Origin of the sequence: Streptomyces sp. NPDC058459 (assembly GCF_042721685.1) — a bacterium.
Taxonomy (GTDB): domain Bacteria; phylum Actinomycetota; class Actinomycetes; order Streptomycetales; family Streptomycetaceae; genus Streptomyces.
On sequence record NZ_JBHXLV010000160.1, the window covers coordinates 1 to 15,086 of the forward strand.

12 protein-coding genes and 3 pseudogenes are annotated in these 15,086 nt (G+C 67.1%); 6 read left to right on the top strand and 9 right to left on the bottom strand.

All coding sequences use genetic code 11. From position 1 onward, the window contains the following. Positions 1–404: 404 nt before the first annotated feature. Positions 405–1,610, top strand: coding sequence for a PQQ-binding-like beta-propeller repeat protein (locus ACFWN1_RS24365; RefSeq protein WP_384365706.1), 1,206 nt, complete (start codon positions 405–407; stop codon positions 1,608–1,610). Between the two features lie 218 nt (positions 1,611–1,828). Here ACFWN1_RS24365 and ACFWN1_RS24370 read toward each other — a convergent pair whose 3' ends face one another. Then, positions 1,829–2,149 carry a SpoIIE family protein phosphatase gene (locus ACFWN1_RS24370; protein WP_384365708.1) on the bottom strand — a complete coding sequence of 107 codons (321 nt, stop codon included), beginning with the start codon at positions 2,147–2,149 and terminating at the stop codon, positions 1,829–1,831. Between the two features lie 204 nt (positions 2,150–2,353). Here ACFWN1_RS24370 and ACFWN1_RS24375 point away from each other — a divergent pair. Beyond that, a pseudogene (locus ACFWN1_RS24375) lies at positions 2,354–3,733 on the top strand (IS1380 family transposase). 228 nt (positions 3,734–3,961) lie between these two features. After that, positions 3,962–5,097: pseudogene (locus ACFWN1_RS24380) on the top strand (IS701 family transposase); the annotation flags it as partial. Here the strand turns inward: ACFWN1_RS24380 and ACFWN1_RS24385 are convergent. The 4 genes and pseudogenes from ACFWN1_RS24385 to ACFWN1_RS24400 all read right to left on the bottom strand — a co-directional run bounded on the left by ACFWN1_RS24385 (position 5,000) and on the right by ACFWN1_RS24400 (position 8,989). Next, a complete protein-coding gene (locus tag ACFWN1_RS24385) occupies positions 5,000–6,028 on the bottom strand; it encodes an IS3 family transposase (protein ID WP_384365711.1) in 1,029 nt (342 codons plus the stop codon). The pseudogene ACFWN1_RS24380 and the gene ACFWN1_RS24385 sit on opposite strands and share 98 nt — an antisense overlap. Then, positions 6,025–6,237: pseudogene (locus ACFWN1_RS24390) on the bottom strand (transposase); the annotation flags it as partial. The pseudogene ACFWN1_RS24390 and the gene ACFWN1_RS24385, both read right to left, overlap by 4 nt. Before the next feature lie 132 nt (positions 6,238–6,369). Further along, entirely contained in the window at positions 6,370–7,686 is a 1,317-nt protein-coding gene (locus tag ACFWN1_RS24395) for an MFS transporter (protein ID WP_384365714.1), read from the bottom strand. A gap of 670 nt (positions 7,687–8,356) precedes the next feature. Then, on the bottom strand, positions 8,357–8,989 hold the full coding sequence (locus ACFWN1_RS24400) for an HD domain-containing protein (RefSeq protein WP_384365717.1): 633 nt from the start codon (positions 8,987–8,989) through the stop codon (positions 8,357–8,359). A 71-nt stretch (positions 8,990–9,060) separates the two neighbouring features. Here ACFWN1_RS24400 and ACFWN1_RS24405 point away from each other — a divergent pair, with 71 nt between their 5' ends. After that, a complete protein-coding gene (locus ACFWN1_RS24405; RefSeq protein ID WP_384365720.1) occupies positions 9,061–10,059 on the top strand; it encodes a GlxA family transcriptional regulator in 999 nt (332 codons plus the stop codon). A gap of 406 nt (positions 10,060–10,465) precedes the next feature. Here ACFWN1_RS24405 and ACFWN1_RS24410 read toward each other — a convergent pair whose 3' ends face one another. Next, a complete protein-coding gene (locus tag ACFWN1_RS24410; RefSeq protein WP_384365723.1) occupies positions 10,466–11,350 on the bottom strand; it encodes a pirin family protein in 885 nt (294 codons plus the stop codon). 92 nt (positions 11,351–11,442) lie between these two features. On the opposite strand from ACFWN1_RS24410, the gene ACFWN1_RS24415 reads away from it, so the two are divergent. Then, the gene (locus ACFWN1_RS24415) at positions 11,443–11,940 is read left to right on the top strand and encodes a MarR family winged helix-turn-helix transcriptional regulator (RefSeq protein WP_384365726.1); all 498 of its coding nucleotides are present in this window, start codon (positions 11,443–11,445) and stop codon (positions 11,938–11,940) included. Positions 11,941–12,022: 82 nt separating this feature from the next. On the opposite strand, the gene ACFWN1_RS24420 is transcribed toward ACFWN1_RS24415, so the two are convergent. Beyond that, positions 12,023–12,262 carry a hypothetical protein gene (locus ACFWN1_RS24420; protein WP_384365729.1) on the bottom strand — a complete coding sequence of 80 codons (240 nt, stop codon included), beginning with the start codon at positions 12,260–12,262 and terminating at the stop codon, positions 12,023–12,025. 3 nt (positions 12,263–12,265) lie between these two features. Beyond that, positions 12,266–12,634, bottom strand: coding sequence for a hypothetical protein (locus ACFWN1_RS24425; RefSeq protein WP_384365732.1), 369 nt, complete (start codon positions 12,632–12,634; stop codon positions 12,266–12,268). A 230-nt stretch (positions 12,635–12,864) separates the two neighbouring features. On the opposite strand from ACFWN1_RS24425, the gene ACFWN1_RS24430 reads away from it, so the two are divergent. Further along, entirely contained in the window at positions 12,865–13,404 is a 540-nt protein-coding gene (locus ACFWN1_RS24430; RefSeq protein WP_384365735.1) for a hypothetical protein, read from the top strand. A 275-nt stretch (positions 13,405–13,679) separates the two neighbouring features. Here the strand turns inward: ACFWN1_RS24430 and ACFWN1_RS24435 are convergent, their stop codons facing one another. Next, positions 13,680–14,885: a cysteine desulfurase-like protein gene (locus ACFWN1_RS24435; RefSeq protein WP_384365738.1), complete on the bottom strand. Its 1,206-nt coding sequence runs from the start codon at positions 14,883–14,885 to the stop codon at positions 13,680–13,682. Between the last annotated feature and the right edge of the window lie 201 nt (positions 14,886–15,086).

The window sequence follows — 15,086 nt, forward strand, 5'->3', positions numbered from 1 at the left end:
CGTCGCAATCCACACCGAACCGGAAGGCCCTCACCCGTTCAAGACCCCTGAACCGAGACCTGACTCACCCGTCCACAACCTCCCGGGTCAGTACAGCTAGGGCCTGGTGGACGTCCCCTTCGGCATCCTCGATGTCGTCGAGTGAGTCGTCGAAAAGCGTGAGCACGTCGTGATCCCCTGAAGCTCGAAACGGCTGGCTGGTGAAGCCTGGTGTATATGCGCCCGAGTGGTTCGTTTCGAGGTCGGGGCGGCGCCCGACATTCTGTTGCGGGGACGGTGCCGCGTGTGAAACCTCTTCAGGGGTAGAGGGTCGTGGTCGCCTGGATATTGACCGAAGAGCAGGGGAGAGCTTCGCGTTGACAACAACAAACCGCGCTGCAGGCAGAAGACTTGGTGTCATTTGCTTGACAGCCGTCACGATGCTGACCTTCACCGGCTCGCCGCAAGCCGCAACTCCCCTACTGGGACGCACAGCCACCGCGGCGGAGCGCACGGACGCGACGCTCGGCTACCGGGCAGACGGCCGGGCCGACAGCCGCGTCTTCGGAGCGACAGCGGCCCCACCGTTCAAGAAGCTGTGGTCGCGTGACTTCGGCACCGTCGTCTCGGCACCTGTCGCAGTGGGCGACAAGGTGTATGCCGTCGTCAACGCGGACGACGGCACCGAAGGCGGCCCGCGCATGATGCTGATCGGAGTCAACGCAGCCACCGGTAAGGACTTGTGGCCGGCGGTACGACTGGAGCAGAACGAGACCGAAGCCGGGGTCTCCTACGGCGGAGGCCTGCTCTACACGCAGACCTCCCGCGGCACGATCGCCGCATGGAACCCGGCCACCGGGCGCCGCAAGTGGTCCGTGACCCTCGACACGGCATCCATGCAGTACCCGCCCGTCTGGTACGACGGCAGCCTCTACCTCCAGGACGGGCGAGGCACGGCCCTGGCCCTGCGCGCCGACACGGGGGCCCGTGTGTGGTCGGCCCCGCTCTCCGAGTACTCGTGGGCCCCTACGGTCGTGGACGCATCCGGCGTATGGATCGGCTTCGACGGCATCGCATGGCACCATCTCAACCTCAAGACCGGTGCCGAACTCCGCCGCTTCGAAGTACCCAACGTCTCTGGCGCCTACGGCAACCCCGTCGTCCTGGGGGCCGGTGCAGCCTGGATGCGCAGCAGCGACACCGACGATGAATCCGTCACCGCATACAGCCAGAAAACCGGCAAGGTTCTGCGGAAACTGTCTGCGGACGCTACCCCGGCCTTCGGGCCCGGCCGCGTCTACGTGGCTTACCGCGGCAAGGTCAAAGCTCTCAGCACCAGCACCTACAAGGCAGCGTGGACGTACAGCAGTTCCGTGAAGGCCGCCACGGTACGCATGGTGGCGCACGGCTTCGTCTACGTCGATGACGCCGACGGCCGCCTGGTCGTCCTTAACGAGAAGACCGGGAAGGTCGCCTGGTCCTACCGCCGCTTCCCAGCACCCCACCCCATGTCGAACATCCTCGCCGAGGAGGACTGGCGCGGCTTCACCGTGCCCGGCATCGCAACAGCCAAGGGCCGCCTGTTCGTTCCAGCAGCAGACGGCACCCTCATCGGCTTTGGCAAAGACTGAGAACGACCCGCTCGTGGCCCTCGTGGCCCCACAGCGTCCTGTGTCCTGGGTCCGCCGAGACCCAGGACACCTGGCGTCCTGGCCGCCAAGACGCCGGGGCACGACCGTGTCGGCCAGCACGGTCCGGAGACTGTCGATGCTTTGGCTCGAACGTTCACCGTCGAGCAGATCGGGGCCGGTAAGCGGATCACCAGCGATATCTCTTTGAACACCGCCGTCTAGCGCCGATGGAGTACCGGTGCGGAGGCATCGGCGAGGGTGGCACCGGTGTCGGCGTCGCGCCGGGATGTGCTGGTGCCGTGTCTGTCGAAGCAGATGACGGTCGCGTCGTCTTTCAGGTGACCCTCGCCTGCCTCGACGACCGCGCCAATCAGAGCACGGGCCGCTTCCGTGGGATGCAGCGTCCCCGTGTCGACGATCAGCTCGGGTAGGTCCAGGGCCTTGGCGTTGCGTTCCAGCACGCCCTCGCTGAGCAGGACGAGCCGGGCACCGGGCTGCAGGTCCAGTGTCTGCTTCCGCCGTGGCACCTGGTCCGGCAACAGCGGCTCAACGCGTGCCCACTGGGCGTCAGTTAACGACGCACATCAACCACGATCAGATGATCCGAAGGAAACGGCCTAGCCTCGCGCTTTCGCGAGTGGAACCGTCCGAGTCTTGATCAAAAAAGTGGAGAGTGCTGCTGACCTGCAACGACGGGACTTGTCGAGGGTCCTGTCAGCTGCAAGGAAAGAAGCACTCTCCAGGTGAAGAAGCGTAGCGGGTCGTACCCGCGTGTCCGTGTCGAGGGCGGCGGCCGTGGGGTGGTCTCGCTGGCCGGATCGGTGCTGCTGACGAAACAGTCCGCAAGTCCGGCCTGGACACCGCGATATCGGCGGCGCTGGCGCCCTGGCGCAAGCCGCGGGCCGTGCACGATCCGGGCAAGATCCTGCTGGATGTGGCCCTGGCCGTCGCGCTCGGCGGCGACTGCCTGGCCGACATCGGCATGCTGCGGGCCGAGCCGGCGGTGTTCGGCCCGGTGGCCTCCGATCCGACGGTCTCCCGTCTCGTCGATGCTCTCGCCGCGTCCGGTCCGAAGGCCCTCACGGCGATCCGGGACGCACGTTCCCACGTGCGCGGGCGGGTCTGGGAGCTGGCCGGTGCGAGCAGTCCGGCCGCCGACGGCCAGGTGACCGTGGACATCAACGGGGTGCTGGTGCTCGCCCACTCCGAGAAGCAGGACGCCACCGCGACCTGGAAGAAGACCTTCGGACATCATCCGCTCGTCGCGTCTGTCGACCACGGCCAGGCCGGTTCCGGGGATCCGGTGGCCGCCCTGCTGCGGCCCGGCAACGCGGGCTCCAACACCGCCGCCGACCACATCGAAACCACCCAACTCGCCCTGGCCCAACTGCCGAAGCGCCTGCGGCGGGGACAGCAGACACTGATCCGTACCGACTCCGCCGGCGGCACCCACGCCTTCCTCGACTGGCTCTCCCGGCGCGGGCGATGGCTGTCGTATTCCGTCGGAATGACCATCACCGACGCCATCCACCAGGCCGTGCTGAAGATCCCGAAGAAGGCGTGGACGCCGGCCTACGACTCCGACCGCGCCGAGCGGCCCGGCGCGTGGGTCGCGGAGATCACCGACATGCCCGACCTGAGCACCTGGCCGTAGGGGATGCGGCTGATCGTCCGCAAGGAACGCCCGCACCCTGGCGTCCAGTTACGCTTCACCGACATCGACGGCAACCGGCTCACCTGCTTCGCGACCAACACCAAGGGCGGCCAACTCGCCGACCTGGAACTGCGTCACCGCAGACGGGTCCCGCTGCGAGGACCGTATCCGCGCCGCCCGCGCCACCGGCCTGCGCAACCTGCCCCTGCACGACACCGCCCAGAACCGGATCTGGCTGGAGATCATCTCCCTCGCGCTCGACCTCCTCGCCTGGATGCCGATGCTCGCGCTGACCGGCGAGGCCCGCCGCTGGGAACCCAAGAAGCTCCGCCTGCGGCTGTTCTCCACCGCCGCCCAGCAGGTCACCACCGGCTGCCGCCGCTGGCTCCGTATTCCCGCACGATGGCCGTGGACCACCGTCATCAGCCAAGCCATCGTCAGGCTCCACTCCCTGCCGAACCCTGGTTGACCAGCCACTTCACCAACCCGACAACCAGCACCACCGCACCGGTGAAGTGGAACCCGGCGCCCACCCGACGCGAAAGCCGGGCTCTCAGCCTGCGCCGAACCCCGAAAATACCGCACCACACAAACGCGGAGTCCCCGTCAGCAGGCTGCCTGGGACTCATGAACGATCGAGGCTAGTAGTGCTTCGTTAGGTCTTTTCGTTGTCGCTGATCAAGAGCATCTTGGGTGTGTGGATGCGTATGAAGTGAAGCGATTACGGGCGGCGTTGGCGATGTTCGTGGCGGATGTGTTCGTCTCGGTGCTGCGGAAGGACCAGCGGCGGTGGGGGTGAGTGTTATCTGCGAGGGCTGATGCTCGATGGGCGGCGCAAGTCGATCCAGTGATGGCCGAGCGTCTGCCGGACGGGAACATGCAGGCCCTGCAGTAGTTCGTGAATCAGTCGCCGTGGGATCCGCTGCCGGTCAGAGCGCGGATCGCCGAGCAGTTGACCGCAGTCGTCCGGCCCGAGGTGTGGGTGATCGACGACGTAGCGTTCCCCAAGTGCGGCACCGGGTCGGTCGGGGTGGCCCGCCAGTACTGCGGAGCGCTCGGCAAGCGGGCGAACTGCCAGGTTGCGGTCAGTGTCCATGCCGCCACTGACAGCGCGTCGTGCCCGTTGGAGTGGCAGTTGTATCTGCCCCGTGAATGGACGGACGAGCCCGACCGGTGCCGCCGGGCAGAAGTCCCCGACGCCGTGGTGCACCAGGAGAAGTGGCGTCTGGCACTGGGCCTGCTGGACACACTCGCCCAGGGGCAGTTGAAAGCCCTGGTCGTGGTCGCCGACGCCGGCTACGGCGTCAGCACCCCCTTCCGGCTCGGTCTCCAAGAACGCAAACCGTCCTATGTCCTGGCCCTGAGCGGGAAGGAAGTCGCCCACCCGGACGGTGTCGAGCCGCACCGGCCCCCTTATGGCGGGCTCGGGCCGCCCACGCTTCCCCGCTACCGAACCCCGCCGCCAGCCGTCTCCACCCTTGCCACGGAGGCGGGTGCGGAGCGGTTCACCGAGGTGACCTGGCGGCAGGGCAGTAAAGGCGCGATGCCTCACGGTTCGCGGTGCTGACGGTGCGGCCCGCGGCCAAGCAGTCCCCGGCCGCGGGCCAGGAAGCAGGCGGCGGCCGCAACCGGTGGGACGGCGTCCTGCCCACTCAGACCCTCCGGGTCGAATGGCCCGACGGCCAGGACGCCCCGACGAACTACTGGATATCGGACCTGCCGGCCACCACACCGGTCACGGACCTGGTGCGGTGGGCGAAGATGCGCTGGCGCATCGAACACGCCTACCGCGAACTCCAACACGGCCTGGGCCTGGACCACTTCGAGGGCCGCGGGCCTTGACCCCGAAATGTGGACACGGGTTATGCAGCTTGTGCCGGCGTAGTCGGTGTGTGGTGGAGGGTGCTCTCGAAAGCGATCGGTGATTGTTGTCCGAGGTGGGAGTGTCGGCGGCGGGTGTTGTGGCGGTGGAGCCGTCGGAGGGCGTCGAGTCGGGCGTCGCGCTCGTCGCTCCAGCTCTTTCGCCCTTGCAGGGTCTCGCGTTTGAAGGTCGCGTCGACGACTCGGCGAGTGCGTTGTCCGCGCTGGACCCGACCGCGCTCATGGACTGCCGGACGCCTGCTGACCTGCGGGCTTCGGCGAATGCCCGGCTGGTGTACTGGGCTCCGTGGTCGGTGTGCATGATCGATCCGGAGAGGCTTCCGCGAGTCCGGACGGCAGCCGCCAGGGCGTCGGTGACGAGGCTGGTCCGCATGTGGCCGGCGATCGCCCAGCCGACCGGACGACGCGAGGCAAGGTCGATGACGGTCGCCAGACAGCGGAACTTCCCGCCCTCGATGGGCAGGTAGGTGATGTCACCGACGTACTTCGTGTTCGGCTCGTCCGCGGTGAAGTCCCGGCCGATCAGGTCGGGCGCCTTGGCCGCAGCGGGGTCGGGGACGGTGGTGCGATGTCGGCGCCGCAGACGAACCCCTTCGATCCCGAACGCCCGCATGATCCCGGCGATGCGCTTGTGGTTGACCGCCTCACCGCTTTCCTCGCGGAGCTCGGCGGTGATCCTCGGGGCTCCGTAGGTGCCGTCCGATTCGCGGTGCACGGACCGTATCCGGGCGGCCAGCCGTGCGTCGTCGGCCTGTCGGGCGGCCCGGTCGACAGCCGTCCGGCGCCAGTAGTAGAAACTCGAGCGGGCGATGCCGAGGACCTCGCACAGCCGCTTCACGCCGTAACGGCGCTGGAGGTCAGCGACACACTGGAAGCGGTTCACCGGCGTGTCTCCCCGGCGAGATACTTCGCGGCCTTCCGCAGGATCTCGCGCTCCTCCTCCAGCTCGCGGACCTTCTTCCGCAGGGCCGCGTTCTCCGCCTCCAGCGGTGCCGGCGGCCGGGCCGGTTCCGGTGTCCGGCGGCCCCGGGGACGGCTCGCTCCAGCCGCCCGCACCCAGTTCCGCAGCGTCTCCGGACTGATCCCGAGATCCGCGGCGACCGACCTTCAAGGCCCCTGGGTGATTCACCCGAACGACATGTCAGGCGGGACCTCCGACCACGGGGGCCGGACATAACACCACCAGCACCTATCGATATCGGGTCACATGCTCGCAGCTTGGTCTCAGCGGTCGCCCCGCACCTCTGCGCGGTGAAGCAGAGCGATCGCGAGTGCGGTGAGAGCAGAGAGAACCGTGGCGGCGGCCATCACCCAATGGAAGGCGTCCGCGTAGACGGCAGCATGGCCTGTGGTGCCTGCGGCTACATCGTTGGCGGTGTCTGGATCGGTGATGGAGCGTCTGATCAACCAAGTCAGCGCCGCTGAATAGGCGCCGATGACGACAGCCTCGCTCCCCAGGCGTAGAAAGTTCAGAACACCGGCCGCTGTCCCGCTGTTCTGCGGAGGAACGGATCCGAGCGCCTCACCGTCGACCAGCCCGATGGGTAGGCCGAAAGAGAAGCCCAGAAGAATCATAGGCAGTACAAGTAGGACAAGTGGCTTGTGGGGGTCAAGCAGTAGCATTCCGATGTCACCGATGACGAGGAAAACTAGGGAGACATAAATCATCGTCATCGGGGTGGCCCGGCGGGCCGAGTTAGCAAGACGTCCAGCGATTAGCGGTCCCAGGAACACCGGGATCGACATAGGCAGCATGAACAGGCCGGACTGTGCGGGACTCATGCCGCGTATGGCGCTCAGAGCGACCGGCAGGTAGGTCATGAGCGTAACGAAGCCAATGGCGGCAGCCACAGGTACCAGAATCATCGCCAAAAAGCGGTAGTTGCGCAGGAGTGAGAAGTCGATGACTTTCTGACCCTGAGCACGCTCGTGACGAATATCAGGGAGTGCTTTGCTCAGGGCAAACGAAACCCCTACGAGGACGCCGTAAATAAGGAAGATCCCGCGCCACCCCGTCCAGCCGACGATGAGGCCCGCGATGGTGGGTCCGAGAGCGAGACCGAGGCCGATCGTCGCGCCGAAGACGGCAAAGTTTCGCATCCTCGCTTCGGGGCTGGTATGCGAGTTTGACAGGATCGCGGACGAGCCTGTGAATATTGCCGCGCCTGCGACACCTGCCAGGGTTCGCGCGACGTCCACAGTGACCATATTCGGCGCCGCCGCGCTGGCAATGGACGCCGCCACCATCAAAACAGCGCCGGCTATGAAAGTGCGCTTATAGCCGATGCGGTCCGAGAGGACGCCCCAGACGAGAGTGAAGATGGCGAATGCTGCGTTGAATCCGTTGACCACCCACTGCAGGAGTGTAGGGCCGGATCCTAGATCTGAAGCAATCTGCGGAAGCGCCACTGCGGTCCCGGAGATTCCCATGGGAAGGACGAATACCGCCAGAAGGATCACAGGCATGGCGAGTCTTGATGGAGCCTCAGCCGGATCGGCTAGTGCTGTGACCTGGGACGATTTTTCCGTGATGGAACTCATGGTACTTTCTCAGGTTCCTTGATAGATATTTTGTGGTGGTATGCCGCTGCAGTGATGCGGCGCTCTAGGCTCTTGCGCTCGGCAGTCCGTCGGTGACATCCCGATGCGAGGTCTCGATCCCATTGCGGCCGATGCGGTGCACGATGCCGAGCCGATGTATCCATCGCCGGAGGGTTGAAGGCCTGGCTGCCGTGGATTTCGCCGCTGAGACTCCAGCGGACGGAGGCAGACCGTCCCGCTCGGTTACCCAGTGGATTTTCTAGCCGCACCTGCCCCGATCTACCAATTTCGGAACCCGTCAAATCCCCATTCCGGGCTCGCGTGTTCACCGAGTCGATCGCGCATCGCGCCCAGTCCAGCTCGTCGCGGAAGCCGAGTTCATCGAAGACCAGATGGCGGAGCTTGGCCCGCACGTGGGCCTCTTCACTCCGCTACGCGGCGGTGAGCCCTCATGCCGTGAGATCGCGACACTGCCTCTGGCGCCACCCGCTGGGACAGTTCCCACAACTCGTCCAGCACCAGCCGCTCAACGACCTCGTCACAATCGGCAACTTACCTAACCAAATGAGGTGACGTCCCGATCGGTCCTCGCCGCGTGGGTAGTCGGGGCGGAAACGTCGGGGGGCGCGCGTAGAGTTGGATTGGCGCACGCCTCGATTGCGAGCTTTGTCTACTCGCCCCACGGACCTTCCGCGACGGCGCGTTCCATGAACGTCATTCCATCGGCGGCGCGCTCGCGCACCAGTTCCCATGCAATGCCGTAGCGAGGTGCAGCGTCCTCAGACAATGCGGCGTGCGCGAGAACCATATCGGTGAGAGTCCGGGCCATCTTGAGACGCGGGTAGGTGTCGTGGATGCGCTCGGCCCATTCGGATACCAGATCCGCATTCTTGCCGAAGTCGATGTAGATGCCCTCATAGGCCAGCACCGTGAGCAGCCCTCGCTTCTCCGCGATCTGAGGCGAGGTGTGCAGGGCGATTGCTTCCCACACCCGGTCAGCGTCTGCTGCGGAGACACCCAGGCGTGTCACCAGCCCAGCGGCCAGGTCGGCGCCCTCCACTTCGAAGCGGAGTTTGCCCTGGGCGAGCGGGCTGGTACCCAGGTCGTGCGCTACGCACGCTGCGAAAAGGAGGTCCTCGTCGTAGGCGGCGTCGGTGAGTGCGCCGAGGTGCTCTCCATACAGGCGGGCCCACAGGAAACTTCGAACGCAGTGATTGACCAGGGAGGGGTGTACTACGGACCGGACCTCCGACAGAACGGCAGTGGCGAGAGGGCCGGTGGGGAGTGCAAGTGCATCGTTCATGGGGCGAGCTTATGACCGCCCATCATGGGCCCAGAAGTGGCCCGGATGCCAATCACCGCTACAATCGTGCCATGCGTACGCTTGACTCGCGGCATACCGTCGCCGTGCTAGTTCTTCCTGGTGTGCTGCCCCTCGAGTTCGGGATAGCCACACAGATCTTTGGCATGGAGCCCCAGTACGAGTTGGTGGTGTGCGCCGATGATCAAGCCGGGCCGGTACTGGGCCCGGGCTACATGATCACCACTGATTCGGGTCTGGAAGCTTTGACCATTGCGGATACTGTGATCATCCCAGGATACGAAGACGTCGATGCCCGCCCTTCAGTTCAGGTAGTCGATGCGCTGAGGGCCGCTCATGCCCGGGGAGCGCGTCTCGTGTCTATTTGCACGGCTGCCTTCGTCCTGGCAGAGGCCGGGCTTCTCGACGGACGGCCGGCAACCACCCACTGGCAGAACGCTGACCAACTGAGGAGACGGTTCCCCAAGATCGATGTACAGCCGGACCGGCTCTATGTCGACGACGGTGACATCCTCACCTCGGCAGGGGTGACCGCGGGCGTGGATTTGTGCCTACATCTCATCCGTGTGGACAAGGGCGCCACGGCTGCCAACACCCGTGCTCGGGTACTGGTTGCCCCGCCGCAACGAGTCGGTGGTCAGTCGCAGTTCATCGAGCAACTTCGGCCGGAAGCTTCGGGGGAATCCCTGGCACCCCTGCGCACGTGGATGCTCGGCAATCTCGCGCGTCCCCACACTGTCGATGATCTGGCGCGACGCGCTCACATGTCGCGACGGACGATGCTACGGCGATTTCGGGAGGAGACCGGGACATCACCCATGGCCTGGCTGGTCGACGCGAGAATCGACAAGGCACGGCAGCTGCTGGAGACGACGGACACCCCCATTGAACGGATCGGTCGAGTAACTGGTCTCGGCGCCCCTGCTTCCGTTCGCGCAGCCTTTCACCGGCACCTGGGTACGTCGCCACAGGGGTACCGCGACATGTTTCTGCACCGCGCCATGGTCGCTTCGGGGCTGAGGACGGGTAGCGAACCGAGCGACGTCGCGTAAACCGCTGTCCTGCCTCCGTTCGTCGGGGGTGACGGTCAGCGGAATGCGCCGCTACCTGGACCTGCTCGCACGCGGAGAATGCGCGGCGGGCGATCTGCGGGACCTGTTCGCCGCGCAGGCGGAAAAGCTGGCGGCCGACATCGAACAGCTCCAGTTGCGCCTGGCGTACCTGCGGAACAAGACCGGCATGTGGGACGCCCGTGTCCGCGGGGACTCCCCGCGGAGAACTGCGCGGTCGAAGAGATCACGCGCCTGCGAGAACACTTCACCCACCGAGGGGCTGAGCACCATGAGCACAACCCTCTCCACCCCGAGAACGCGAAGGTACTGGTCACCGGCGGCAGCGGCTTCGTCGGCGGCCACACGGTCGAGCGAGCTGTTGCTTGATGAAGAAAACGGGGCGTGGTCAGCGGTACTGGAGCCGGGCTTGGCGCGGGACGGCCCCGAACTTGCCGGTCCGGAAGTCGCTGAAGGCCTGTTCGATCTCGGCCCGGGTGTTCATGACCATGGACCCGCCCATGGCGACGGGCTGTCGGATGGGCGGTCCGCTGAAGGTCACGACGACACTCGGGGTGTCGCCGTGGGTGGCGCGCAGGGCGATGACGGACAGTTCAGTGCCCGGTACGGGATCGGACCATGCCGTGTGCCCCGTGGTCACGGAGCGTCCCGCGATGTTCACAGCGCCGGAGAGCACGGAGAAGAAGGCCCGGTCCCGGCCGGGCACGACATGATCGAGACTCCGCCCGGGCTCCAGGGTGATCAGCGAACCGGAGATCGGCCAGTTGTTGAGCGCCGGTCCGGTCAGACCGCCTGCGCTGCCGGAGACGAGGTCGATACGGGTGCCGTCGCGCTCGATGACCGGCCGATCGGAGGCGAGGAGGTCCTGGTAACGGGTGTCGACCAGCTTCTTCTCGGGCGGCAGGTTGACCCACAGTTGCAGTACGTGGGCCCGCTCGTTCCGGAAGGCGAGTTCGCGGTGGATGATCCCGCGGCCGGCGGTCATCCATTGGAGGTCCCCCGCGCCCAGCGTGCCCAAGTTCCCGATGCTGTCGCCGTGTTCCAGCACCCCGTCGAGCACCAGCGTGACCGTCTCCAGACCCCGATGCGGGTGCCACTCGAAACCAGGCGTCGAGAACAGGTCGTCGGCGAGGAGGAGGAACGGATCCGTGAGCGCCGGGGCTGTCGGGGTGAACCACATGCTCTTGTCGTCGACCTGGGCGTCCGGGCCGAGGTGCAGCTTGTCCTGAACCCGGGTGACGGTTCGGGACGCACTGTGCTGCTGGGTGTCCATAGCTACCTTCGCAATCCACCGAGTTGATGTGTCATCCCGAAGGTAGATCCAGGTGAGGTGACACGTCAACCCGGTCCGGTATGCTGGACCTCGTGACACAGCGGCAGCGAAAGCGGCAAGGGCTCGGCGACCACGAGGTGCAGGTCTGGCAGACCTTCTTTCGGATGCAGGAGGTCCTGCGCGGGCGGATCGAGCAGCAACTGCAGGCATGCAGCGGACTCTCAACCGCGGACTACACCGTGCTCGCGGTGATCTCCGGCGCCGAAGACGGCCGCCTGCGCGCCTATCACCTCGGCGCGATGATGGGCTGGGAGAAGAGCCGCATGCATCACCAGCTCACCCGCATGTCCAAACGCGGTCTCGTCGAACGTCACAGCGGCGAGGCCCGTGCCATCTACGTCACCCTCACGCAGAAGGGGCGGGAGGCGCTGACCGACGCGGCCCCCCAGCACAGCGAGCACGTGCGCCAGCTGTTCATCAACTGCCTCAGGCCCGAGCAACTGGACCAGCTCGCCGACATCTCTGCCACGCTCCTGACCAACCTTCAGCGGCCGGAGAATGCCGGCGACGCCTGCACCGAGGAAGAGTGAAAGCCGTCAGCAGTCGCTGCGCCGGCCCGGCTGACGCGGCCCGGGATGCGCGAGGGGTGGTCCGGCGCACTCTGGTGCGAGGTCAGCTGTCCGTCGGCCCGACATCATCCTGGCTGACGGACGAGGGGTGTTCACGCCGGTAGGCGGTGGCCTCGGCACGTTTGCCGGCCAGGAGGAGGTCGGCGAGCTCACCGAACCTCCGCCCGCCCGCGGCCTCGGCGAGCAGCACCGGCCGAAGCCCCAGCGGATCGGACCTCAACCGGCGCCGCGACGCCATCGCGTCCAGCCCTGCGAAGGCGTGCTTGCGCCAACGGGCAGCCACCGCTTAGCGCCAGCCGCAGGCGACGGCTGCCGCGGCGAACGACTCCTGGTCCGATTCCTTGATCAACGGCTCCGGCCATACGTCGATCAGCCAGACGCCGCGGCGGGTCACCGCTAGGTAGTCAGGGGTGTGGGAGCGGCGCCTCCCGCAGGTGGCGAAGGAGATCTTCAGCGGCTGCGAGACGACGTCGACCACGTCGCCGGCGAAGTCCAGGGCCAGCAGCACTCGGCTCTCCTCCAGGCCCTCCGCGCCGTGGTGCCGGCCGGTGCTGGTCAGAAACTGCAGGCCAGGACGGTGCCGCCGGTCCCGGCGCCAGGTGAAGTGACGCATCGGGTCGCTCGTGAGCACCGGCTCCTGTACGAGATCGTCCACCGAGCATGACGCATCGTGCCTGCCTGCCCGCCACGAGACCGCCCACCGTCTCGTCCACCCGTCGCCCCTGCAAGACGTTTGCACACCGTGTCAGCCGATCGCCGCAGCGCAAGGCGACCGCACCGGTGACGGTCTCGAAGTGTCGCCGCAGCTTCTCGAGTCTGAATCTGGGTCTCAGTGATCATCGAGACCGTCGTCGCTGTCACCCGGGCGAGAACGGTCTGGAAGACATGGACATCAGCGTCACCACCGAGACGGGCAAGACCAGGGTTCAGTCCCCCTTCCACCCCAAGTGGCCCGACGAGGCCAAGCGCATCGGCGGACAGTGGTCCGGCGGGGCCTTGGTGTTCGACGCCCGCGACGAGGCCCGCGTCTGCGAGCTGGCCATCGAGATCTACGGTAGCGCGGAGTTCACGGACACCGTCTCCGTGCGCATCCAGGTCGGGGACGCACAGGGCGACCGGGACGGCCGGCCACCCCGTACCGGTACGGCCGGACGATTCGCCACCCGGTTCGGCCGGGACTCCGAGCCCCGCCCCGGCGACAGCGTGATCCTCATCAGCGGCGGCTTCGCCGGCTCCCACAACTACATCACCCTCGGCCCGCTCGTCGGCACGCTGGTCGAAGTGCGCGACATGTCCCGCCAGGTCGCCGAGGACCAAAACCTGGAGATCGTCAACGAGGGCGGCCCGCACCAGGAGGCACTTCGCGCCGAGCCCGAACGCCTCCTCGCCCGCAACGCGGAGATCAACACCTCCCTGGGCCGATAGCCCCTCCAACTCTGCCAGACATGCCATGGTTGGATCTGCTCGCCGTAGCGGGGATGTTCCCACTTGAAGGGTGACGCTGTCCCAGCCGTCACCTTCGTCCCCGCGGAGCGGGGGTATGCACGACCGCATTACCAACAGGAAGAGTCGCACCGGATCATGGGGGACCTTGCTGACACCGGGGCTTGACCCCCGGATCTTGGACACACGGCGGCGGCCCTGCGGTTCCGCTCGTCGGCCCGTTCCCCGGGAGGGCCCGAGTTGTCGTCGCCGGTCGGTCAGCTCTTCAGGAACTCAGCCAGCCCGTCGACCAGCCGTTCCACGTCCTCCGCGTCGGTGTAGGGCGACAGTCCCACGCGCAGACCGCCGGTGTCCCCGAGGCCCAGGTGCCGGGAGGCTTCGAGTGCGTAGAAGGACCCCGCCGGCGCGTGGACGCCGAGCGCTCCGAGGAAGTGGTAGGCGTCCAGGGCGGGGCGGTCTCGGAAGGTCAGCAGGAGCGTGGGTGTCCTGTGTGCCGCCCGTGAGTACGCGGTCACTCCGTCGAGAGCGTAAAGGCCGTTCTCCGCGGTTTCACGGAGGGCGTTCTCGTGGGTCTCGATCGCTGCGAAGGCCGACCTGAGCCGGTCCCGCCTGCTGCCCTGTGGGCCGGGACCGAGGCCGGCGATGAAGTCCACGGCCGCGGTGGTCCCGGCCAGCGCCTCGTACGGCAGGGTGCCGAGTTCGAAGCGCTCGGGGACGGCGTCGCTGGACGGGGCCAGCTTGTCCGGGCGCAGGGTGGCGAGGAGTGCGGGGTCGGCAGCGAGCACGCCGTGGTGGGGGCCGAAGAACTTGTACGGGGAGCAGACCACGAAGTCGGCGCCGAGGTCGCGTACATCGATGGAGGCGTGCGCGGCGAGGTGGACGGCGTCGACGTGGAGCAGCGCGCCGGCTTCGTGCACGAGCGACGCGATGGCCGGGAGGTCGGGCCGGGTCCCGATCAGGTTGGACGCGCCGGTCACGGCGACCAGTCGCGTGCGGGGGGTGAGCAGCGCGCCGACGGCTGCCGGCGGCAGCTCACCCGTGGCCGGGTCGAACTCCGCCCAGCGGACGACCGCGCCGACCCGTTCCGCGGCCTGGAGCCACGGCCGGATATTGGCGTCGTGGTCGAGCCCGGAGACGATCACCTCGTCGCCCGCCCTCCACTGCCCGGCCAGGGTGCGGGCGAGATCGTAGGTCAGCTGGGTGGCGCTGCGGCCGAAGACGATGCCGGCCGGGTCCGCGCCCAGCAGATCGGCCATGGCGCACCGGAAGTTGCCCACGATCCGCTCGGCGTTGATCTCACCGGGAGCGACCGCACCCCGGATCGACAGGGGCCCGCCGAGGGCGCCCGCGATGGCCTCGATGACGGGCGTCGGGGTCTGGGTGCCGCCTGGGCCGTCGAAGTGCGCGATACCGGCCCCGAGAGCGGGGAACTGAGCGCGCAGGGCGCTGACGTCGTAAGTCACGAGAGGGTCCTCAGGTCGCGGGGCCGGGGCCGCTCCGGCCCGGCGCGTATGGACCGCCGGTACGGTGCCGCGCCTGTGGCACGGGGAGTGGCCCGGTTGGATCGTCGCAGAAGGTCTCCGCCGACGACAGACCACCTGCGGCCGTTGCGATCATATTCTCGTCCACCACCCCGCCACCTGTTTGGCGCCCGCCCTCCGGAC

Bases quoted from the DNA above. Each gene is read 5' to 3' on its own strand.
- ACFWN1_RS24395 (WP_384365714.1), bottom strand. From the start codon at position 7,686: ATGAGTTCCATCACGGAAAAATCGTCCCAGGTCACAGCACTAGCCGAT.
- ACFWN1_RS24400 (WP_384365717.1), bottom strand. From the start codon at position 8,989: ATGAACGATGCACTTGCACTCCCCACCGGCCCTCTCGCCACTGCCGTT.
- ACFWN1_RS24405 (WP_384365720.1), top strand. From the start codon at position 9,061: ATGCGTACGCTTGACTCGCGGCATACCGTCGCCGTGCTAGTTCTTCCT.
- ACFWN1_RS24410 (WP_384365723.1), bottom strand. From the start codon at position 11,350: ATGGACACCCAGCAGCACAGTGCGTCCCGAACCGTCACCCGGGTTCAG.
- ACFWN1_RS24430 (WP_384365735.1), top strand. From the start codon at position 12,865: ATGGACATCAGCGTCACCACCGAGACGGGCAAGACCAGGGTTCAGTCC.